A 21,323-nucleotide genomic window follows, 5' to 3' on the forward strand; every position below is an offset into this window, starting at 1 on the left:
GCAACTTAATGTGACAATATGCACCTTATTGGCGATACGCACCTCCACCCCCACCCGGATCACGTCACCGGCTCGCGGCTGCCCGTGGTCGCCGTCGTGGCGGTGGGTGGGGCGGTGGGCGCCCTGCTCCGCTACGCCGCCTCCCGTCTGTGGCGCAACGGCAGCGACGCCTATCTGGTGTGGCGGACCGGCGCGGCGGTCTTCCCCTGGACGATCCTGCTGATCAACGTGGTGGGGTGCTTCCTCATGGGGGTGCTGACCGTCGCGTTCAGGGAGCGGTTCACCGGCGCCCACCGGCTGCTGCACCCCATGCTGGGCACGGGCGTCCTCGGTGGCTTCACCACGTTCTCGTCCTACACGGACGACATCCGGCGGCTGATCGAGAACGACCAGGCGGCCCTGGCCGTGGGCTACCTCGTCCTGACCGTGGCCGGCGCGCTGGCCGGCGTGGCCCTGGGCGTGGCCGTGGCACGCCTGGTCCTGACGCCCCAGCGCCCGGCGTCCACGGCACGGGGCGGCGCCTGATGGGTGACTGGTTCCTGGTCCTGGCGGGCGGGGCGGTCGGCGCGCCGGCCCGCTACCTGATCGGCGCGTCGACGCGGGAGCACCTGCGGTCCGCGTTCCACTGGGGCACGTTCCTGGCCAACATGGCCGCGGCCCTGCTCCTCGGCTTCTTCGTCGAGGCCGGCACCCGCGGCGCGCTCGGCGTGTCCGGGCAGGCGCTGCTGTCGACGGGGTTCTGCGGCGCCCTGTCCACCTGGTCGACCTTCTCCCAGGAACTCATGTCCATGACCAGCGCGCGCCGGGTCGCCGGGGCCGCCGGGTACCTCCTGGTGACGGTCGCCGTCGGCCTCGGCCTGTCGTTCGCGGGCGCGGCCGTCGCCCAGGCCGTGTGGTGAGCACGGCAGCCATCCGCAGGGCGCTCCGCCCGCGCGTATCCGCGCTCGACCCCAGGCGGGCCGCGCGGTCACTGGTGGCCTTCGGCCTCTCCGTCCGAACTGCGGTGACCGGGTGTCAGCCCCGGCCGTCCGCGGCCACCGGCAGGACGTCCGGGGAGAGCGCCGCGGCCCGGGCCGAGGCGGCGGTCATACGGCGGCGGTGGTGCCGGCGGCACAGCACCTCGTAACCGACCTCGTCCGCGGAGTGGTTCACGTCGCCGACGACCACCTGCGCGCCCTCGACGACCATGACGCCGCCCACCGTACGGGCGTTGTGGGTGGCACGGGCGCCGCACCAGCACAGCGCCTCGACCTGGAGCACCTCCACCCGGTCGGCGAGCTCGACCAGGCGCTGGGAGCCGGGGAAGAGCTTGGAGCGGAAGTCGGTGGTGATGCCGAAGGCGAAGACGTCGATCTCCAGATCGTCGACCACGCGTGCGAGCTGGTCGATCTGCCCCGGCGCGAGGAACTGCGCCTCGTCCGCGATCACGTAGTCGGCGCGGCCGCCCCGGGAGAGGTGATCGACGAGGTAGGCGTACAGGTCCACCCCGTCCTCGACCTCCACCGCGTCGGTGACCAGGCCGAGGCGCGAGGACAGCTTGCCCTCGCCCGCCCGGTCGTCCCGGGTGAAGATCATTCCCGCCAGGCCGCGCGCCGACCGGTTGTGCTCGATCTGCAGAGCCAGTGTCGACTTCCCGCAGTCCATGGTTCCGGAGAAGAACACCAGCTCGGACATGGGAAGTCGGGCACCTTTCGGCGGGATGGGCGGCAAGTGGGGGAACGGGCGGTGAGCGGACGGCTGCGTCAGGAGCGTACTTCCAGCAGGGGCACCAGTTGCTCGGCAGGGGTCATCGAGCCGTGGTTGCCGACCATCGAGGACTCCTTCGGCTCCCGCTCCGAGGCGATGAGCAGCACGTCGTCGCGGGCGGCGGCGATCACGTCGCCGAGCCGCGCGTACACGCGGTCCTCGATCCGCGGCCCGAACCAGCCCGCCTCGACCGCCTCGTCCCGGGAGGCCACCCAGAACTGCTCGCCGAGCACCTCGCGCCAGCAGGTCAGCACGTCGTTCCCGGCGCCCGGCACGGCGTACACGTGCCGGGCGCGCCCCTCGCCGCCGAGCAGGGCGACGCCGGCCCGCAGCTCCCAGTCCTCGTCGAAGTCGAGGCGGTGCTGCTCGTCGAACGGGATGTCGACCATGCCGTGGTCTGCGGTGACGTACAGCGCGCTGCGGGGCGGCAGTTGCTCGGCCAGGCGCTGGACCAGCCGGTCGACGTGCATGAGCTGGCCGCGCCAGGTGTCGGAGTCCACGCCGTAGCGGTGGCCGGCGCCGTCGAGCTCGGAGTAGTACGTGTAGACCAGGGCGCGGTCGGCCGCCGCGAGCTGCTCGGCCGCGAGGTCCATGCGGTCCTCGCCGGTCAGCCGTCCCAGGAACGTTCCGCCGCTGAGCGCGACCTTGGTCAGCGGGGTGTTCTCGAAGGTCGGCGAGGACACCTGGGCGGCGTGCACACCGGCCCGCTGGGCGAGCCGGAAGACGGTGGGGTGCGGCTGCCAGGCGCGCGGGTCGGTGTACGGCTGCCAGCGGAGCTGGTTCATCAGCCCGCCGGTGGCCGGGTCGCGCACGGTGTAGCCAGGCAGCCCGTGGGCGCCCGGCGGCAGGCCCGTGCCCACGGAGGCGAGCGAGGTGGCGGTGGTGGCGGGGTAACCGGCGGTGATCGGACGGCCGGTGCCGCCGCGCGAGCTGCCCAGCAGGGAGGTCAGGAAGGGCGCGTCCTCGGGATGCGCGCGAAGCTGCTGCCAGCCGAGCCCGTCGATCAGGAAGACGCAGGCCCGGTCGACCGGGGTCAGCTCGGTGATCGCGGCCGTCATGTCCGGCACGCCCATGCCCGCGGCCAGGGTGGGCAGCAGGTCGGCGAGGGAGCCGGACCCGTACTCGGGGACGGGCGCGGACTCGATGGCGAGAGGTTCGGGGTGGCCCCAGGCGGTGGACTGTGTCATCAGCGGGTGACGTCCGCGGTGGCCTCGGAGATGGCCTGTGCGAAGACGAGGGCCTGACGCACCGTCTCCGGGCCGTCACCGGCCTCGCTGACGCGCAGGCTGAGGTCGTCCGCCGTCGAGCTGCCCGTGTACCCGTGGTCGGCCTCGCAGTTGGGGTCGCCGCAGGCGGCGGGCTCCAGATCGATGCGCGAGACGGCGCCCCAGCCGATGGTGAGGACGACCTCGCGGGGCAGCGTGCCCGGCGTGTACTGCTCCGGGTTGGCCACCACGCGGCTGACCACGACCGACGAGATCCGGTCGAGCTTGACCGACTCCGTGGAGGTGGTGGCGTACGGCGTCGGGGAGGTGTCGTCGGCGGCCTGCTCGTCGGTGTGGCTGACGATGAAGCGGTTGCCCGTGAGGACGAGCACCGTCACGTGCCGCCGCACTTCGTTCTGGTCGAACGTGGTCTCCTGGTGGACCAGGTACGACCGGATCGGCTCGCCGCCGACGGCGGCCTCCACCGCCTCGGCCACGAGGGCCGGGTAGTAGCCGCTGCGCTCGATCGCCGCCCGCAGCCCCTGGGTCGTCGTACTGGTCTTGGCCATGCCGTCCATCCTACGGGGGCGCGCCGACTGCGAGGCACCGCTCCGCGCGGGAAAGCCGCCGCGCGGGAGCGGCTCAGTACACCGGGAGCGTGCGCGGGCCGAGGTCGTCCCGGGCGGGCGGGGGCGCGAGCCGGACGCTGGCGCTGAGGACGCTCACCCCGTGCGGGGCGACGACGGCCGGCTCCAGGGTGACCGCGACCACTTCCGGGTGGTCGTCGACGAGCCGCGACACGCGCAGCAGCAGCTCCTCCAGGGCGGGCGTGTCGACCGGTGCCGAGCCGCGCCAGCCGAACAGCAGGGGGGCGGTCCGGACGGAGCGGATCATGGAGGTGGCCTCCCGGCCGGTGACCGGGACCAGCCGGTGCGCCATGTCGTCCAGCAGCTGGGAGGCGGCCCCGGCCAGCCCGAAGGAGAGCACCGCGCCGGCCGCCGGGTCGATGACCGCGCGCACGACGGTGTCGACCCCGCGCGGCGCCATCGCCTGCACCACCGGGCGCAGTTCCTCCGGCTTGCCGAACAGCTCGGTCAACTCGGCGTAGGCCCGTCGCAGTTGCTCCTCGTCGGCCAGGTCCAGGCGTACCCCGCCCAGGTCGGCACGGTGCCTAAGGTGCGGGGCGGTGGCCTTCAGGGCGACGGGGTAGCCGAGGGCGCGGGCGGCCTCGGCGGCGGCGTCGGGGGTGGGCGCGGGAATGGCCCGGCGGACGTGGATGCCGTAGCGGCCGAGCAGCTCGCAGGTCTCCTCGGGGCCCAGGGTGAGGCCCTGCCCGCGCGCGAGCAGGGAGCCGATGAGCGCGGCGGCGCCCTTCTCGTCGATGTCGTCGTACTCGGGCACCTTGCCAGGGTCGGCGGCCTCCCGCCGCCACTGGCCGTACCGGACGGCTTCGGCGAGGGCGCGCACGGCCCGCTCGGCGGCGGGGTAGGCGGGAATGAGGTGCGAGCCTGGGCGTGGGGCGGTCCCGGGGGCCGCCTGGGGCGGTTGCGCGGGGCGGGCCGTGCCGGGTCCGGAGTGGGTGCCGGGTGCGGGGTCGGCGCCGGTCCCGGGGCCGGCGGCGCCGGTGGCCGGTCCCGTGGCGGTGGTCGTCCCCGGTGCGGCCGGGGGTGTCCGCGCCAGGTCCCGGACGGCGGGGACGGCGCCGGCCGCCGACTGCGGTCCGGTGCTGGCGGCGGCCGACAGCGCCTCCGCGAGACCGCCCAGCTCGACGTGGACAACCAGCACCGGCTTGCCGGGCACCGCGGCCGCGGCCGACCGCAGCGCCTCGGCCAGCGCGGCGTCCTCGGCGGCGCCCTCGCCCAGTGCCGGTATCGCGGTCACGACCACCGCGTCGATCGTGTCGTCGGCGAGCGCCCGCGCCAGCGCGGCCCGGAAGTCCTCCGCCGACGCCGCCGTCGTCAGGTCCTGGGGCGGCTGCGGCCGCAGCCCCTCCGCGAGGCACCGGTCGTACGTCAGCACACCCAACGACTCGGAATTGCCCAGGATCGCCACCCGCGGTCCCGGGGGCAGTGGCTGCCGGGCGAGCAGCAGCCCGGTGTCCACGAGTTCCGTGATGGTGTCCACGCGGATCACGCCGGCCTGCCGCAGCAGCGCGGACACCGTCGCGTGCGGCAGCCGCGTCGCCCGCACGGCGTGTCCCTGCGGGGCCGATCCGGCGCCCTGCACGACGACGAGCGGTTTCGCCGCCGCCGTTCGCCGGGCGAGCCGGGTGAACTTGCGCGGGTTGCCGATGGACTCCAGGTACATCAGGGCGACGTCGGTGTCGGGGTCGTCGTACCAGTACTGCAGGACATCGTTGCCGGAGACGTCCGCGCGGTTGCCGGACGACACGAAGGTCGACACGCCCGTGGTCCCGGTGACCCCGCCGCCGCGCCGGTGCAGCCGGGACAGCAGCGCGATGCCGATGGCCCCGGACTGCGCGAACATCCCGATCCGGCCGGGCCGGGGCATCTCGGGGGCGAGCGAGGCGTTCAGCCGGACCTCGGGCGAGGTGTTGACGATCCCGAAGGCGTTCGGCCCGATGATGCGCATGCCGTGGGTGCGCGCCTGCCGCACCAGGGCGCGCTGGCGCTCGCGCCCCTCGGGGCCGCTCTCCGCGTACCCGGCGGAGATCACGACGAGCCCCTGTACGCCGTGCTCGCCGCACTCGGCGACGACGCCGGGGACGTGTTCGGCGGGCACGGCCACCACCGCGAGGTCGACCGGCCCGGCGATGTCGCGCACCGAACGGTGGGCGGGCACCCCGTCGATCTCCGTCCGGTCCTCGCCGAAGGCGCGGTTGACGGCGTACAGCCGACCGGTGAACCCGGCGTCGCGGACGTGGTCGAGGATGCTGCGGCCCACTCCGCCGCGCGTGCGGCCCACTCCGACGACGGCGACCGAGCCGGGCGCCAGGAGCCGGCGCACCGACCGCCCCTCCGCGCGCTGCTCCCGCGCGTGCTGCACGGCCAGCGAACGGTCCGTGGGCTCGATGTCGAACTCCAGGTGTACGACGCCGTCCTCGAAGCTGCGTTTCTGGGTGTACCCGGCGTCCGTGAACACCTTGATCATCTTGGTGTTGGCGGGCAGCACCTCGGCGGTGAAGCGGCGGATGCCGCGCTCCCGGGCGACGGCGGCGATGTGCTCCAGCAGCGCGGAGGCGACCCCGCGCCCCTGGTGGGCGTCCTGCACCAGGAAGGCGACCTCGGCCTCGTCGGACGGCCCGGCGGCGCCGACGCGGTCGTAGCGCACGGTGGCGATGAACTCGCCGCCGATCGTGGCCGCGAGGCCCACCCGGTCCACGAAGTCGTGATGGGTGAAGCGGTGGACGTCCTTCGCCGACAGACGGGGGTAGGGCGCGAAGAAGCGGTAGTACTTCGACTCGTCCGACACCTGCTCGTAGAAGCTGACCAGCCGGTCGGCGTCGTGGGCGGTGATGGGACGGACCCGCGCGGTGCCGCCGTCGCGCAGCACCACGTCGGCCTCCCAGTGGGCGGGATACTCGTGCCGGTCCGACGAGATGTGCATGGGCCCCAGAGTACGGCTCGCGTCCGGCGGCAGCGGGGGCGGTCCGTGGTGGACACTCGGGGGAGCACACGGGAGAGGACCCCTCGGGCCGGGGCCGCGCGGTCCGAGGCCGTCCCCGGAGCGGGGCACCGTGCCGCTCCGGGGGGTGCTCCGCGTGTGGGAAACTGGTCTAGACAACCCGGTACACCTGAAGGGCAGCATCACATGGCTGAGCGCCGCGTCAACGTCGGCTGGGCCGAGGGCCTCCACGCCCGCCCCGCCTCCATCTTCGTCCGGGCCACCGCGGCCTCCGGCGTCCCCGTGACGATCGCCAAGGCCGACGGCGCCCCCGTCAACGCGGCCTCCATGCTGGCCGTCCTCGGTCTCGGCGCGCAGGGCGGCGAGGAGATCGTCCTGGCCTCCGACGCCGAGGGCGCCGAGGCCGCCCTCGACCGGCTGGCCAAGCTGGTCGCCGAGGGACTCGAGGAGCTTCCCGAGACGGTCTGATCCGAACGGACCGCGCTCCGGGACGGTCTGTTCCGGGGCGAGGTCGTGGGGCCGGACCGATCGAGCGGGACGGCGGAACCCGCCGGACCGCGCGGGGCGGCGGGGCCCGGACGGTTGGAGCCGATAGCGCTCAGGAGCCGCGTCACCCTTTTCCGGGGGGCGCGGCTTCGGCGTCCGCGTCACGGGCTCGGGCGCGGCCCGCGGCGCCGGCGGCCTCGTGAACGACGACGGCCCCGGCGCGGGGCCGGGGCCGTCGAGGGCGTTCGGGGAGCTCGGGAGCGGGCTTCGAGGGCGCCGGTCAGACGTCCACGCCGTGCTTGCGGAGATAGGCCACGGGGTCGATGTCCGAGCCGTAGTCCGGGGTGGTGCGCGCCTCGAAGTGCAGGTGCGGCCCGGTGACGTGGCCGGTCGCGCCGGACAGGCCGATCTGCTGGCCCGCGGCGACCTGCTGGCCCACCGAGACCCCGATGGAGGACAGGTGGCCGTACTGGGTGTACATGCCGTCGGCCATCCTGATCACGATCTGGTTGCCGTACGCCCCGCCCCAGCCGGTCTCCACGACGGTGCCGACGCCGACCGCGTGGACGCTGGTGCCGGTCATGGCGTGGAAGTCGACCCCGGTGTGGGAGCCGGAGGACCACAGGGAACCGCCGCTCTGGTAGCCGGTGGAGACGTAGGAGCCGGCGATCGGCGACACGAAGGCGTTGAGGCGCTTGCGCTCGGCCTCGCGGGCGGCGCGCTCCTTGGCCTCGCGCTCCTTCTTCGCCAGCTCGGCGGCCCTCTTGCGGGCGGCCTCCTCGGCCTGCTTCCGCTCGGCGGCGTGCTGCTGGGCGGCGGCCTGGGCGTCGATCTTCGCGGCGACCGTGTCGCCGATGCTGATGACCGGGGTGAGGCCGGTGTCCTCGGGAGCGGGAGCGTCGGCGGCGAGCGCCGGGGCGGCGGCGAGGGTGCCGATGACGCCGGTCGTGGTGAGGGCCGCGACGCCCGCCGCGCGGGCGGTGGTGCGGTGCATCCGGCCAGGACGGCGGTGCTTCCCGGTGGCGCGGGTGAACGCCATGCAGACGTGGGTCCTTTCCTTCCCTCTCGCCTACCGGGTTAGCTGACGGGTTCGGAGCAGGAAGGTCTCCTACGGGCGCCCCGCTGCGCGCGGGCGTCCGATTCACCCCAGGGACTGGATGGGTCCCCGGCTCCCCTGGCTCGCGCCGTACGGGGACTCGGCGATGACTGTCCGGTGCCGCGGGTGCGGCGCACTGCCTGACGGACAGCCGCACTGACGCTAGACGGGGCCGCTTTCAATTCCCAAACGAATCGGGGTTTTTGTAGCGCAGGCCACAGGTCAGACGGGCAGCCTCTCCCGCAATCCGGACATCACGGGGCCCTGGTGACGCTTCGGTCACCAGGGCCCCGTACGCACCGCCCGCCGCCGTCACGAGCGGCCGGCGGGCGCCGCTACTCCGCTGCGACGACCGTGACCTGACCGATGCCCAGGGCTTCGACGGGCTCCTTGATCTGCGCCGCGTCGCCGACGAGGACGGTCACCAGGCGGTCCACCGGGAAGGCGTTGACGACGGCCGCGGTGGCCTCCACCGTGCCGGTCGCGGCGAGCTGCTGATAGAGCGTCGCCTGGTAGTCGTCGGGCAGGTGCTGCTCGACCTGGTCGGCCAGCGTGCTCGCCACGGCGGCCGCGGTCTCGTACTTGAGCGGCGCCACACCGACGAGGTTCTGCACGGCGACGTCCCGCTCGGCGTCGGTGAGGCCCCCGGCGGCGAGCTTGCGCAGCACCGTGAACAGGTCCTCCAGGGCCGGGCCGGTGTTCGGCGTGTCGACCGAGCCGCTGATCGCGAGCATCGCGGCGCCCGAGCCGTCGGGGGCCGAGCGCAGCACCTGGCCGAACGACCGCACGCCGTAGGTGTAGCCCTTCTCCTCGCGCAGGACGCGGTCCAGGCGGGAGGTGAGGGTGCCGCCCAGGCAGTAGGTGCCGAGCACCTGCGCGGGCCAGACCCGGTCGTGCCGGTCCGGGCCGACCCGGCCGATGAGGAGCTGGGTCTGGACGGCGCCCGGGCGGTCCACGACGACCACCCGGCCGGTGTCGTCGGCGGTGACCGGCGGGACGGGCCGCGGCTTGGCCGGCGAGCCGGTCCAGGCGCCCAGGGTCTCGCCGAGCAGTTCGTCGAGATCGGTGCCGGTGAGGTCGCCGACGACCACGGCGGTGGCCGTGGCGGGGCGGACGTACCGGTCGTAGAAGGTGCGTACGGCCGCCGAGTCGATGTTCCGGACGGTCTCCTCGGTGCCCTGGCGCGGCCGCGACATGCGCGCGGTGGCCGGGAACAGCTCCTTGGAGAGCTCCTTGGCGGCGCGGCGGGAGGGGTTGGCCAGCTCGTGCGGGATCTCGTCGAGCCTGTTGCGCACCAGCCGCTCGACCTCGGACTCCGCGAACGCGGGCGCCCTGAGGGCGTCGGACAGCAGGGCGAGTCCCTTGGCCAGGCGGGAGGCCGGCACCTCAAGGCTCAGCCGTACGCCGGGGTGGTCGGCGTGCGCGTCGAGGGTGGCGCCCGCACGCTCCAGCTCGGCGGCGTACTCCTCGGCGGAGTGCTTGTCGGTGCCCTCGGAGAAGGCCCGCGCCATGATCGTGGCCACGCCGTCCAGGCCGGCCGGCTCGGCGTCCAGGGGCGCGTCCAGCAGCACCTCGACGGCGACGACCTGCTGGCCGGGGCGGTGGCAGCGCAGCACCGTCAGGCCGTTGTCCAGCGTGCCGCGCTCGGGCGCCGGGAAGGCCCAGGGCTTGGCCTCGCCCGCCCGGGGCTGGGGGTGGAAGTCCATGGTGGCCAGCTCGGTCACTTCGCCGTCTCCTCGGTGTCGTCGGTGGCCGCGGCGTCCGCGTCCTGGTCGCCGGCGGCTGCGGCGGGGGTCGGCTCGTAGACGAGCACCGCGCGGTTGTCGGGGCGCAGGCGGGCCTTGGCGACCTCCTGGACCTCCTCGGCCGTCACCTCCAGGACGCGCTTGACGGCGGTGAGGGCGAGCTGCGGGTCACCGAACAGGACGGCGTAGCGGCACAGTTCGTCGGCGCGGCCGGCGACCGTGCCCAGCCGGTCCAGCCACTCGCGCTCCAACTGGGCCTGGGCGCGCTCCATCTCCTCGGCGGTGGGACCCTCCTCGGCGAACCGGGCGAGCTCCTCGTCGATGGCGGCCTCGATGACCGGCACCTCGACGTCACCGGAGGCCTTCACGTCCAGCCAGCCCAGGGACGGCGCGCCGGCCAGCCGCAGCATGCCGAACCCGGCCGCGACGGCGGTGCGGTCGCGCCGTACCAGACGGTTGTAGAGCCGGGAGGACTCGCCGCCGCCGAGGATGGTCAGGGCGAGGTCGGCCGCGTCGCCGGCGCGCGTGCCGTCGTGCGGCAGCCGGTAGGCGGCCATCAGGGCGCGGGCCGGGACCTCCTCCTCGACGACCTCGCGAAGCTGCTCGCCGAGGACGTCGGGCAGGGAGCCGTCCCGCGGCTGCGGCTTGCCGTCGTGGGACGCGATGGAGCCGAAGTACTTCTCGATCCAGGCGAGCGTCTGCTGCGGGTCGATGTCGCCGACGACCGACAGCACGGCGTTGTTGGGCGCGTAGTACGTGCGGAAGAACGCGCGCGCGTCCTCCAGGGTGGCCGCGTCCAGGTCCGCCATCGACCCGATGGGCGTGTGGTGGTAGGGGTGACCCTCCGGGTAGGCGAGGGCGGTCAGCTTCTCGAAGGCGGTGCCGTAGGGGACGTTGTCGTAGCGCTGGCGGCGCTCGTTCTTGACGACGTCGCGCTGGTTCTCCATGGACTCGTCGTCCAGGGCGGCGAGCAGCGAGCCCATGCGGTCGGCCTCGAGCCAGAGGGCGAGCTCCAGCTGGTGGGCGGGCATGGTCTCGAAGTAGTTGGTGCGCTCGAAGCTGGTGGTGCCGTTGAGCGAGCCGCCGGCGCCCTGCACCAGCTCGAAATGGCCGTTGCCCTTGACCTGGGCGGATCCCTGGAACATCAGGTGCTCGAAAAGGTGAGCCAGGCCGGTACGTCCCTTGACCTCGTGCCGGGAGCCGACGTCGTACCAGAGGCACACCGCCGCGACCGGGGTCAGGTGGTCCTCGGAGAGCACCACGCGCAGACCGTTGGCCAGGCGGTGCTCGGTCGCTGTCAGGCCGCCGGAGCCTGCCTCGGCTGTGGCCGTGTGACCCATGGGCATGTACGTCCCTTCGATCGCGATGGCGGTCTGGAAACCGCCCTTTTCCTGCCGGTCCTGCCACTGTATGCAAGCGTGCGCACCCCTGGCGAAGTTCCCCGAGGTCGTACGCCGAGAGCGAGAACGAAAGAGGGACGGCGTCGCCGCGCGGGTGACGGACGAGGGGACGGCGGCACGGCCGGGGCCGGTCGGGCGGGCGGCAGGGGCGCCGGGGCGGAGAGGACACGGGGACCGGCGGGGCACGGCCAGCCGTGCCCCGGATCGCTGCCGGGCGCGGACCAGCGCACGGTGGAGCGCCGGGGCGGGGAGGGCCGCGTGCGCCGGGGCGCGGGCCGGGAGCGCCGGGGCGCGGGCGGGCGGTCGCGGGCCGTGTACGAGCGGTCGCGGACCGCAGGCAGGGGGCCGCGGGCGGTCGGCCGTCGAGGGGGGCGCCGCGGGACCGGCAGGGCCTCGGCACGGTGGACGACGACCGGCACGGGACGCCCCGCGCAGAACGCCCGGTGCGAAACGCCCGGTGCGGGACGCCCGGGACAGGACCACCGGAACGAGATCACCGGCACGGGACCGTCGGCACGGCGCAGGCAGTACGGCGCACGGGCCGCGGAAGCGCGCCGCGGGGCGCCGGCCGGGCCTGCGGGGCGCGGCGTGACGGGACGTCGGAGGGCGTCCGGGCGCGCCGGCCGGGCCGCCTGGAACGGCGCGTCGCCGAGGCGTTGGGGGTGTCCCCGACCGGCGGGGCGGGCGGCCGGGGGGCGGGGTCTGGTCCGCGTTGTCGGTCGGGCGGTCCACAATGGTCGGCATCAGATCCCGTCCCACGCTTCAGCAAGGAGCCGGCAGCGATGGCCCGCCGCAGCACGAAGACCCCGCCGCCCGACGATTCGTACGAGGAGCGGATCCTCGACATCGACGTCGTCGACGAGATGCAGGGCTCCTTCCTCGAGTACGCGTACTCGGTCATCTACTCCCGCGCCCTGCCGGACGCCCGGGACGGTCTCAAGCCGGTGCACCGGCGCATCGTCTACCAGATGAACGAGATGGGCCTGCGCCCCGAGCGGGGCTACGTGAAGTGCGCCCGCGTCGTCGGCGAGGTCATGGGCAAGCTCCACCCGCACGGCGACGCGTCGATCTACGACGCGCTGGTGCGGCTGGCCCAGTCGTTCTCGATGCGCGTCCCCCTGGTCGACGGCCACGGCAACTTCGGCTCGCTGGGCAACGACGACCCGCCCGCCGCCATGCGGTACACCGAGTGCCGCATGGCCGAGGCGACGAGCCTGATGACCGAGTCGATCGACGAGGACACGGTCGACTTCGCGCCCAACTACGACGGCCAGGAGCAGGAGCCGGTGGCACTGCCCGCCGCCTTCCCGAACCTGCTGGTGAACGGCTCGTCGGGCATCGCGGTCGGCATGGCCACGAACATGCCGCCGCACAACCTCGGCGAGGTGATCGCGGCCGCCCGGCACCTGATCCGCTACCCGAACGCGGACCTGGACGCGCTGATGAAGCTCGTTCCGGGCCCCGACCTGCCGACCGGCGGCCGGATCGTCGGCCTGTCCGGGATCCGGGACGCCTACGAGTCGGGCCGCGGCACGTTCAAGATCCGCGCCACGGTCTCGGTGGAGACCGTGACGGCCCGGCGCAAGGGCCTCGTCGTCACCGAGCTGCCCTTCACGGTCGGCCCGGAGAAGGTGATCGCCAAGATCAAGGACCTGGTCGGCGCCAAGAAGGTCCAGGGCATCGCCGACGTCAAGGACCTCACCGACCGCGAGCACGGACTGCGCCTGGTCATCGAGATCAAGAACGGCTTCGTGCCGGAGGCGGTCCTGGAGCAGCTCTACAAGCTGACGCCGATGGAGGAGTCCTTCGGCATCAACAACGTCGCGCTGGTCGACGGGCAGCCCCTCACGCTCGGCCTGAAGGAGCTGCTGGAGGTCTACCTCGACCACCGTTTCGACGTCGTACGGCGTCGCAGCGAGTACCGCCGCGGCAAGCGGCGCGACCGGCTGCACCTGGTCGAGGGCCTGATCACGGCGCTGGTGGACATCGACGAGGTCATCCGTCTGATCCGCTCCAGCGAGAACTCCGCCCAGGCCAAGCAGCGCCTGATGGAGCGCTTCTCGCTGAGCGACGTCCAGACGCAGTACATCCTCGACACCCCCCTGCGCCGTCTGACCAAGTACGACCGCATCGAACTGGAGGCGGAGAAGGAGCGGCTCACCGCGGAGATCGAGGAGCTGACCCGGATCCTGGAGTCGGACGCGGAGCTGCGCAAGCTGGTGTCGGCGGAACTGGCCGCGGTCGCGAAGAAGTTCGGCACCCCCCGGCGCACGGTCCTGCTGGAGGCGGGCGCCGCCCCGGTCGCCGCCGTGCCGCTCCAGGTGGCGGACGACCCGTGCCGCGTCCTGCTGTCCTCGACGGGCCTGCTCGCCCGCACGCCGAACGGCGATCCGCTCCCCCGGGACACCGGCGGCAAGCGGCACAAGCACGACGTGATCGTCTCCGCGGTCCCGGCCACCGCCCGCGGCGAGGTGGGCGTGGTGACGTCGGCCGGCCGTCTGCTCCGGGTGAACGTCGTCGACCTGCCCCAGTTGCCGGAGCCGGTCTCCGCGCCGAACCTGGCCGGCGGCGCGCCGATCGCCGAGTTCATCTCCCTGGAGGGCGACGAGACGGTGGTCTGCCTGACCACGCTGGACGAGTCCTCGCCGGGCCTGGCCCTCGGCACGGAACAGGGCGTGGTCAAGCGGGTGGTCCCCGACTACCCGGCCAACAAGGACGAGCTGGAGGTCATCACCCTCAAGGATGGCGACCGGATCGTCGGCGCGGTCGAGCTGCGCACCGGCGAGGAGGACCTGGTCTTCATCACGGACGACGCCCAGCTCCTGCGCTACCAGGCCGCCCAGGTCCGGCCGCAGGGCCGCCCGGCCGGCGGCATGGCGGGCGTCAAGCTCGCCGAGGGCGTCAAGGTCATCTCGTTCACGGCGGTCGACCCGGCCGTGGACGCGGTGGTCTTCACGGTGGCGGGCTCACGCGGCACGCTGGACGACTCCGTGCACACGACGGCCAAGGTGACGCCGTTCGACCAGTACCCGCGCAAGGGCCGGGCCACCGGTGGTGTGCGCTGCCAGCGGTTCCTGAAGGGCGAGGACTGCCTGTCCTTCGCCTGGGCGGGCCCCGCTCCGGCACGGGCCGCCCAGAAGAACGGCACCCCGGCCGAGCTCCCGGCGATCGATCCGCGCCGCGACGGCTCGGGAGTGTCGCTCGCCAAGACGGTCGCGGCCGTGGCGGGACCGGTCTGGTAGGTCCTGCCCGTCCGGTCCGACGGGACGTGCCGGGGACGCGGCGAGGCCGCCCCCGGCTCCACGGGCGCCCGGGCGTCCGGGCGTCCGGGCGTCCGGCGCCGCGGGGCGTCGCCTCGCGGTGTTCTGATCCGCGGCACGGTCCGCGCAGGCCGGGTTCGCCGGGCGCGGATCGCAGCGGCCGGACTCGTCGAGGTCCGACCGACGGGGGCCGCTTCCCGCCGGTCCGGTTCACGAAGAACCGGTTACTGACGGTCCGGCTCGTAGGGGTCCGGTTCGTAGGGGCCCTGCGCGTATGAGCCCTGCCCGTGGGAGTCCTGCCCGCCTTCGGGGCCGTCCGGCCCGGTCGGCCCTTCCTGCCGCGGTACGTAGCGCAGGACGCCCCACATGCCGTGCTCGTCGGCGTCCGGGGCGTCCGCCTCGCACGCCCGCAGTTCCTCTCCCAGGGCCGGCACGTCGATGCCGGCGCCGATGAGGACGAGCTGGGTCAGGCGGGGCTCGCCGGCCGGCCAGGGCTCGGGGTAGAAGCGCAGGAACCGGCCCACGGCGTGCACGGCGTAGCGGTTGCGGGTGTCGTGGGCGCCGAAGTCGACGTACCCCTTGATGCGGTAGAGGCCGTCGGGCCGGCTGTCGAGGAAGCTCATGAGCCGGCGGGGATCGACCGGCGTGCCGGAGACGAAGGAGAGGCTCTCGTAGGCGGCGTGCGGATGGCCGCTGCCGTCGTGGGCGCCGTCGTCCTCGTGGTGCGGGTGCAGGTCGTCGAAGGAGAGCTGCCCGATGCGCTCCTCGCCGGGCCGGCAGTCGAAGAGGAACTCGGGGTCGATCCGGCCGTAGGAGGCCGGGACGACGGCGGCCCGGTCGACCAGGGACCGCACCAGTGCGAGCACCCGCCCGGCCCCGCCCGGCCCGTCGGCCCGGTCGGCCTTGTTGACGACGACCAGGTCGGCGAGGGCGAGGTGCCGGTCGATCCCAGGGTGCTTCGTGCGGGTGTCCTCGAACTCGGCGGCGTCGACGACCTCGACGAGCCCGCCGTAGACGACCGCGGGGTTCTCGCTGGCCAGCACCATGCGGACGAGTTCTTGCGGCTCGGCGAGGCCGCTCGCCTCGATCACGACGACGTCGATGCCGAGGGCGGGCCGGGTGAGCCGGTCCAGATACAGATCGAGTTCACCGGCGTCGACCGCGCAGCACAGACACCCGTTGCCGAGGGAGACGGTGGAGTCCCCGAGGGCCCCTGCGACCGCCATGGCGTCGATCTCGATGGCCCCGAAGTCGTTGACGATCGCGCCGATCCGGCTGCCACCGCTGTGGTGGAGGAGGTGGTTGAGGAGCGTCGTCTTCCCGGAGCCGAGGAATCCGGCGAGTACGACGACCGGGATCTGCCGCACGCTGCGACTCGGCTCCGCGCCCGGGCTCGGCTGCTCCACCGTACGACCTCTCTCACGCCGACGCGCGCACCGGCTCACGGGCTCGGTGCGCCTTCCGGGACTGGATCCCGCGCCAGGATACGAGGCGTACGGTCCCCGCCGACGTGCCGACGTGGACGCCGGTCGGCGGCACTCGTCACGCAGAGGCCCGGGACGGCCGTCGGCGGCACTCGCCGCGCAGAGGCCCGGGACGACCGTCGGCGGCACTCGCCGCGCGGGGCCGCCGCCGGCGCCTCCCGGCCCGCACGGCGCATCCCCGTCAATGGGGATCACATCAATGGATAACGGGCACCCGGCGGCGGATACGGTGAGCCCCATGCGCGATCAAGAACCTCCCGCCGGCCCCGCGGAGCGGCGGCTCAGCACGAAGGAGACCGCCGAACTGCTCGGCGTGAAACCCGAGACCGTGTACGCGTACGTGAGCCGCGGCCAGCTCGGCAGCCGCCGTGAGCCGGGCGGCCGGGGCAGCACCTTCGACGCCGCGGAGGTCGAGGCGCTCGCCCGCCGCAACAGGCGGGAGAGCGGCGCCGCCGCCGGCGCCGCCGGAGAGCTGACCGTGCGGACCCGCCTCACCCTCATCGCCGAGGACCGGTACTACTTCCGCGGCGTCGACGCGACGGAACTGGCCGCCCGGCACACCTACGAGGAGGTCGCCGAGTGGCTGTGGACGGGACGGCCGCGCCCGGGCGCGGCCTTCACCGCGCCGGAGCCGGCCGTCGCCGTGGCCCGTGCGGCGGTGAACGCCCTCCCGGAGCACGCGGGACCCACCGACCGGCTGCGGGTCGCCGCGATCGCCGCCGCGGCGGCCGACCCCCTGAGGTTCGACCTGTCGGAGGGCGCCGTGCTCGGCACCGCGCGCGTCCTCATCCCGACCCTCGTCGACGCGCTGCCACCGGTCCCGGGTGGTCGCGATGACCGGCCGGTCCCTGGTGGTCGCCACGACCAGGGGCCGCTCGCCCACCGCCTGTGGGTGCGGCTGACCGGCCGTCCCGCCGACGAGGCCTCGCTGCGCGTGCTGGACACCGCCATGGGCCTGCTCGCCGACCACGACCTGGCCGCCTCGACGCTCGCCGTGCGGGTGGCCGCCTCGGCCCGCGCGCACGCCTACGCCGCCGTCTCCGCCGGGCTCGGCGTGATCGAGGGCCCGCTGCACGGCGCGGCCGGCGGACTCGCCCACCGGCTGCTCCTGGAGGTGCTGGACCGGGGATCGGCCGGCCCGGTCGTCGCCGACGAGCTGCGCGACGGCCGTCGCATCCCCGGACTCGGCCACCGCCTCTACACCGGCGAGGACCCCCGCGCGAGGGCCCTGTTCGCTCTCCTGGAGGAGATCCCGCACGCCGCTCCCGCCCTCGCCGCCGCCCGCGACATCGTGGCCACCACGGCCCGCCGCACCCCGCTGCACGCCAACGTCGACCTGGCTCTCGCCGTGCTCACCGCTTCCTCCGGCATGCCCTCCACCGCGAGCGAGACGATCTTCGCCGTGGCCCGGACCGCGGGCTGGATCGCCCATGCCCTGGAGGAGTACGGGGAGCGCCCGCTGCGCATGCGCCCCAGCGGCCGGTACGTCGGCCGGCGGCCCCCGCAGCCACTGCCCGAGTAGATCACCCCGAGGGCCGGCCACCATATGGCGCCAAGTCAGGTTAGGCTCACCTGTGTGAGTACGTGCGCGACCGTCTCCCGGCAGTTGGACGAGTCCATGTCCGCCACCGCGCCCACGGCGAGGACCTGGCTGCTCCTGGAGCAGCCCGGCCCGTGGGGCGCCGAGGCGCTCACTTCGAGCCACCTGGACCCGGCGCTGGGACGTGCCCTCAAGCGTGCGGCCGCGGGCACCGGCGTCCGTGTCGCGCTCATCCGCCGGCCCGGCCGGCACGCCGACCGCCGTACGCCGACCGCGCGGCATGTGTACGCGGCCCACACGGTTCCGGGCGGCGTATGGCTGCACAGCGCCGTGATCACCGATCCGGAACGGCTGCTGGACCTCGACTTCCGCGCGCTGGGCAGGGGCGAGCACCACACCTTCGACGCGGCGCTGGGGGGCGCGCCGCACACGGGCGACCCGCTCGCGCTCGTCTGCACCAACGGCAGACGGGATCGGTGCTGCGCCCTGCTCGGCCGCCCGCTCGCGGCGGAACTGGCCTCCTCCGGAGTCGGCGGGGCGTGGGAGGTCACCCACCTCGGCGGCCACCGCTTCTCACCGACCCTGCTCGTCCTGCCGTACGGATACGCGTACGGGCGGGCCGAGGCGCACGCCGTCAAGGAGGCCCTGCACGGCGTGCGGGAAGGCCGTGTCGTCCTGGAGGGCTGCCGGGGCCGTACCGCCTGGGAGCGGCCCGCACAGGCCGCCGAGCTCTCCGTGCGGGCGGCGGCCGGCGAGTTCCGGGCGGACGCGCTGAGCGTCGTGCGCACCGAGGCGCTGGAGACCGGGGCCGCCGCACCCCGTTGGGCGGTGACCGTCGCCCACGCCGACGGGCGCGAGTGGCACGTCACCGTCGCGCGGGGCGCCGCGGAGCCGCCCCGCCCGGAGAGCTGCGGCGCGCCGGTGCTGGGCGGCCCGGCCCGCATGGACGTGGTGGCCGTCCGCGAACTGGCCGTGCCCCGCCCCGCCGGCTGAGTCACCCGTCGAGGTCGCCGGACGGACAGGTGGCCGCGCGGGCGAGCGGCCGGACGGCGGACGGCCGAACTGCCCCGCGGCGAGCGACCGGACGACAGGGCCACCGGGCCACCGGGCCACCGGGCCTCGAACAGCCGGACGACCAGTGGGCGGGCAGTCGGGCCACCGGCCGTCGAACGGCCGCACGACCAGTCGGCCGGCAGCCAGGCCACCGGTCGGTCGAGCAGCCAGGCCGCCAGGCCACAAGTCGGTCGAGCAGCCGGACGACCGGGCCACGTCGGTCGGGCAGCCACGTCCGCCAGGCGGCCTGGAGATACACGCCACACCCTCTGGGGCGGTCCCGTCCGCCCACGTACCGTCATCGCCATGAGCCCCACTTCCCCCGCGCGCCGCAGGCGCCTCAGCCTGCCACGACGCGTGTTCTCGCAGGTGCTGCTGATGCAGCTGGCGGTCGCCGCGGGAGTCGCGGTGCTCGCGACCGGGCTCTTCCTCGCCCCGCTCAGCCACCAGCTGGACGACCAGGCGATGCGCCGCGCGCTGGCCATCGCGGAGACCACCGCGCAGAACCCGCAGATCGCCCGGGACCTGCGGAACACCACCCCGAGCGTGGACGGGCCCGTGCAGCAGGAGGCGGAACGGATCCGGCTGGCCACGCACGCCGAGTACATCGTGGTGATGGACATGCGCGGCACACGCTGGTCCCACACCGACCCGAGGCAGATCGGCGACGTCGTCTCGACGGACCCCAGACCGGCGCTGGCCGGCCACGAGGTCATGCAGATCGACACCGGCACCCTGGGCCGCTCAGCCCGCGGCAAGGTGCCGCTGTACGACACCGGCCGCCATCGCATCATCGGGGCGGTCTCGGTCGGCATCGCCTACGACAGCGTGCGCGCCAGGCTGATCGACGCCATCCCGGGCCTGCTGGCGTACGCAGGCGGCGCCCTGGCCGTCGGTGCGCTGGCCGCCTGGCTGATCTCCCGGCGGGTCCAGCGGCAGACGAGGGACCTCGCCTTCTCGGACATCGCGGCCCTGCTCGCCGAGCGGGAGGCGATGCTGCACGGCATCCGGGAGGGCGTCGTGGCCCTCGACCGGGGCGACCGCGTCCGGCTCCTCAACGACGAGGCGCGACGGCTGCTCGGCATCGGTGACGAGGCCGTCGGCCGCACGCTGGACGAGGCGCTCGGCGCGGGCCGTACGACCGACGTGCTGGCCGGCCGGGTCAGCGGCACCGACCTGCTCACGGTGCGCGGCCGGCGGGTCCTGGTCGCCAACCGCATGCCCACCGGCGACGGCGGCGCGGTCGCCACCCTGCGCGACCGCACCGAGCTGGAGCAACTGGGCCGGGAACTGGACTCCACGCACGGTCTCATCGACGCGCTGCGCGCCCAGGACCACGAGCACGCCAACCGCATGCACACGCTGCTCGGGCTGCTGGAGCTGGAGATGTACGACGACGCCGTGGAGTTCGTCGGAGAGGTCGTCGGCGACCACCGGGCCACGTCGGAGCAGGTCACCGAGAAGATCCAGGATCCGCTGCTCGCCGCCCTGCTGGTCGGCAAGGCGACCGTCGCGGCCGAGCGCCAAGTGGCGCTGTGGGTGTCGGACGGGACCTGGCTGCCGGACCGGCTGGTGGACCCCCGCGGGCTGGTGACGGTCGTCGGCAATCTGGTGGACAACGCGCTCGACGCGGTGGCGGCGACACCGCACGCGCGCGTGGAGGTCGAACTGCGGGCGGAGGGCCGGGCCGCCGTCCTCAGGGTGCGCGACACCGGCCCGGGGATACCCGCCGACCGGCGCGACCTGATCTTCACCGAAGGGTGGTCCACCAAGGAGCCTCCCGCCCACGGCAAGCGCGGCCTGGGCCTCTCCCTGGTCCGCCGGCTCGCCGAACGGCAGGGCGGCGGCGTGACGGTGGGCGAGGCGCGCGGCGGTGGCGCGGAGTTCACGGTCGTCCTGCCCGAGGCGCTCGCCGAACCGGCCCCGCGGCCCTCCGGGGCCGGGACCGGAGGGCCGGAGTCCGGCGGCACCGCCGCCGTCGGGACGGCCGACGAGGAGGCACGGTGATCGAGGTCCTGGTCGTGGACGACGACACCCGGGTCGCGCGGGTCAACGCGGCCTACGTCGCCAGGGTGCCGGGTTTCCACGTCGCCGCGGAGGCGCACAGCGCGGCCGGGGCACTGCGCCGGCTGGCGGAACTGCCGCGCATCGACCTGGTCCTCATGGACCAGCACCTGCCCGACCTGACGGGTCTGGCGGTCGTCCGGGAGATGCGCCGCCGCGGCCGCCGGACGGACGTGATCATGGTGACGGCGGCCCGGGACATGGCGACCGTACAGGCGGCGATGCGGCACGGTGCGCTGCAGTACCTCGTCAAGCCGTTCGGTTTCGCGGGCCTGCGGGTCAAGCTGGAGGCCTACGCCGAGCTGCGGCGCACGCTGGACGGCGGCGGTGAGGCGGAACAGGCCGCGGTGGACCGGATCTTCGGGGCGCTGTCCGCGCCCACCGGGCCCCGACTGCCCGGCGGACACTCCCCCACCACCGCCGACCGGGTCCGCCAGGCCCTGATGCGGGCCGGGGAGCCGCTGTCGGCGCAGCAGATCGCCGACCGGACGGGAGTGAGCCGGCAGACGGCCCAGCGCTACCTCAAGCTGCTGGAGCGCGCCGGCCGGGCCGCGCTGACCCTCAGGTACGGCGAAGCGGGCCGCCCGGAACACCGTTACGTGTGGGCGGCCCGCCTCTGAGGACACGGCTCGCGGCACGGGCGCGAAGGACCGTGCCGC

16 protein-coding genes and 1 riboswitch are annotated in these 21,323 nt (G+C 74.4%); of the genes, 8 read left to right on the forward strand and 8 right to left on the reverse strand.

Annotation, left to right across the window (positions count from 1 at the left end; genetic code table 11):
- Positions 1-18: 18 nt before the first annotated feature.
- Together ACF061_RS26260 and ACF061_RS26265 are read left to right on the forward strand one after the other, a co-directional pair.
- Positions 19-525 (forward strand): fluoride efflux transporter FluC, encoded by a 507-nt coding sequence (locus tag ACF061_RS26260; RefSeq protein WP_392269426.1) that lies wholly within the window; start codon positions 19-21, stop codon positions 523-525.
- Positions 525-899 carry a fluoride efflux transporter FluC gene (locus ACF061_RS26265; protein WP_392269427.1) on the forward strand — a complete coding sequence of 125 codons (375 nt, stop codon included), beginning with the start codon at positions 525-527 and terminating at the stop codon, positions 897-899. The genes ACF061_RS26260 and ACF061_RS26265 overlap by 1 nt, the downstream gene beginning before the upstream one ends.
- Positions 900-1,014: 115 nt before the next feature.
- On the opposite strand, the gene ACF061_RS26270 is transcribed toward ACF061_RS26265, so the two are convergent.
- The 4 genes from ACF061_RS26270 to ACF061_RS26285 form a co-directional block, all read right to left on the reverse strand.
- A complete protein-coding gene (locus tag ACF061_RS26270; RefSeq protein WP_392269428.1) occupies positions 1,015-1,674 on the reverse strand; it encodes a thymidine kinase in 660 nt (219 codons plus the stop codon).
- A gap of 68 nt (positions 1,675-1,742) precedes the next feature.
- Positions 1,743-2,933, reverse strand: a complete 1,191-nt coding sequence (locus ACF061_RS26275) for an alkaline phosphatase family protein (RefSeq protein ID WP_392269429.1) — start codon at positions 2,931-2,933, stop codon at positions 1,743-1,745.
- The gene (locus ACF061_RS26280) at positions 2,933-3,520 is read right to left on the reverse strand and encodes a DUF5998 family protein (protein ID WP_392269430.1); all 588 of its coding nucleotides are present in this window, start codon (positions 3,518-3,520) and stop codon (positions 2,933-2,935) included. Before ACF061_RS26280 ends, ACF061_RS26275 begins: the two co-directional genes overlap by 1 nt.
- Before the next feature lie 73 nt (positions 3,521-3,593).
- Positions 3,594-6,518 (reverse strand): GNAT family N-acetyltransferase, encoded by a 2,925-nt coding sequence (locus tag ACF061_RS26285; protein WP_392269431.1) that lies wholly within the window; start codon positions 6,516-6,518, stop codon positions 3,594-3,596.
- A 204-nt stretch (positions 6,519-6,722) separates the two neighbouring features.
- On the opposite strand from ACF061_RS26285, the gene ACF061_RS26290 reads away from it, so the two are divergent.
- On the forward strand, positions 6,723-7,004 hold the full coding sequence (locus tag ACF061_RS26290) for an HPr family phosphocarrier protein (protein WP_392269432.1): 282 nt from the start codon (positions 6,723-6,725) through the stop codon (positions 7,002-7,004).
- A gap of 298 nt (positions 7,005-7,302) precedes the next feature.
- Here ACF061_RS26290 and ACF061_RS26295 read toward each other — a convergent pair whose 3' ends face one another.
- The 3 genes from ACF061_RS26295 to ACF061_RS26305 all read right to left on the reverse strand — a co-directional run bounded on the left by ACF061_RS26295 (position 7,303) and on the right by ACF061_RS26305 (position 11,209).
- Positions 7,303-8,061 carry a M23 family metallopeptidase gene (locus tag ACF061_RS26295; RefSeq protein ID WP_392269433.1) on the reverse strand — a complete coding sequence of 253 codons (759 nt, stop codon included), beginning with the start codon at positions 8,059-8,061 and terminating at the stop codon, positions 7,303-7,305.
- A 12-nt stretch (positions 8,062-8,073) separates the two neighbouring features.
- Positions 8,074-8,234: riboswitch (cyclic di-AMP (ydaO/yuaA leader) on the reverse strand.
- Between the two features lie 219 nt (positions 8,235-8,453).
- A complete protein-coding gene (locus ACF061_RS26300; RefSeq protein ID WP_392269434.1) occupies positions 8,454-9,842 on the reverse strand; it encodes a M16 family metallopeptidase in 1,389 nt (462 codons plus the stop codon).
- Positions 9,839-11,209: a M16 family metallopeptidase gene (locus ACF061_RS26305; protein ID WP_392269435.1), complete on the reverse strand. Its 1,371-nt coding sequence runs from the start codon at positions 11,207-11,209 to the stop codon at positions 9,839-9,841. The genes ACF061_RS26300 and ACF061_RS26305 overlap by 4 nt, the downstream gene beginning before the upstream one ends.
- 836 nt (positions 11,210-12,045) lie before the next feature.
- Here ACF061_RS26305 and ACF061_RS26310 point away from each other — a divergent pair.
- Positions 12,046-14,505: a DNA topoisomerase (ATP-hydrolyzing) subunit A gene (locus tag ACF061_RS26310; protein ID WP_392269436.1), complete on the forward strand. Its 2,460-nt coding sequence runs from the start codon at positions 12,046-12,048 to the stop codon at positions 14,503-14,505.
- 242 nt (positions 14,506-14,747) lie between these two features.
- Here ACF061_RS26310 and ACF061_RS26315 read toward each other — a convergent pair whose 3' ends face one another.
- Positions 14,748-15,929, reverse strand: a complete 1,182-nt coding sequence (locus ACF061_RS26315) for a CobW family GTP-binding protein (RefSeq protein WP_392269437.1) — start codon at positions 15,927-15,929, stop codon at positions 14,748-14,750.
- Positions 15,930-16,245: 316 nt separating this feature from the next.
- Here ACF061_RS26315 and ACF061_RS26320 point away from each other — a divergent pair, with 316 nt between their 5' ends.
- The 4 genes from ACF061_RS26320 to ACF061_RS26335 all read left to right on the forward strand — a co-directional run bounded on the left by ACF061_RS26320 (position 16,246) and on the right by ACF061_RS26335 (position 21,284).
- Positions 16,246-17,529, forward strand: coding sequence for a citrate/2-methylcitrate synthase (locus ACF061_RS26320; protein ID WP_392269438.1), 1,284 nt, complete (start codon positions 16,246-16,248; stop codon positions 17,527-17,529).
- A gap of 54 nt (positions 17,530-17,583) precedes the next feature.
- On the forward strand, positions 17,584-18,540 hold the full coding sequence (locus ACF061_RS26325) for a sucrase ferredoxin (protein WP_392269439.1): 957 nt from the start codon (positions 17,584-17,586) through the stop codon (positions 18,538-18,540).
- 366 nt (positions 18,541-18,906) lie between these two features.
- Positions 18,907-20,607 (forward strand): ATP-binding protein, encoded by a 1,701-nt coding sequence (locus ACF061_RS26330; RefSeq protein ID WP_392269440.1) that lies wholly within the window; start codon positions 18,907-18,909, stop codon positions 20,605-20,607.
- Positions 20,604-21,284: a response regulator gene (locus ACF061_RS26335; protein ID WP_392269441.1), complete on the forward strand. Its 681-nt coding sequence runs from the start codon at positions 20,604-20,606 to the stop codon at positions 21,282-21,284. Before ACF061_RS26330 ends, ACF061_RS26335 begins: the two co-directional genes overlap by 4 nt.
- The last annotated feature ends 39 nt before the right edge of the window (positions 21,285-21,323 follow it).

The organism is Streptomyces sp. NPDC015220 (assembly GCF_043079345.1).
Lineage (GTDB): Bacteria > Actinomycetota > Actinomycetes > Streptomycetales > Streptomycetaceae > Streptomyces.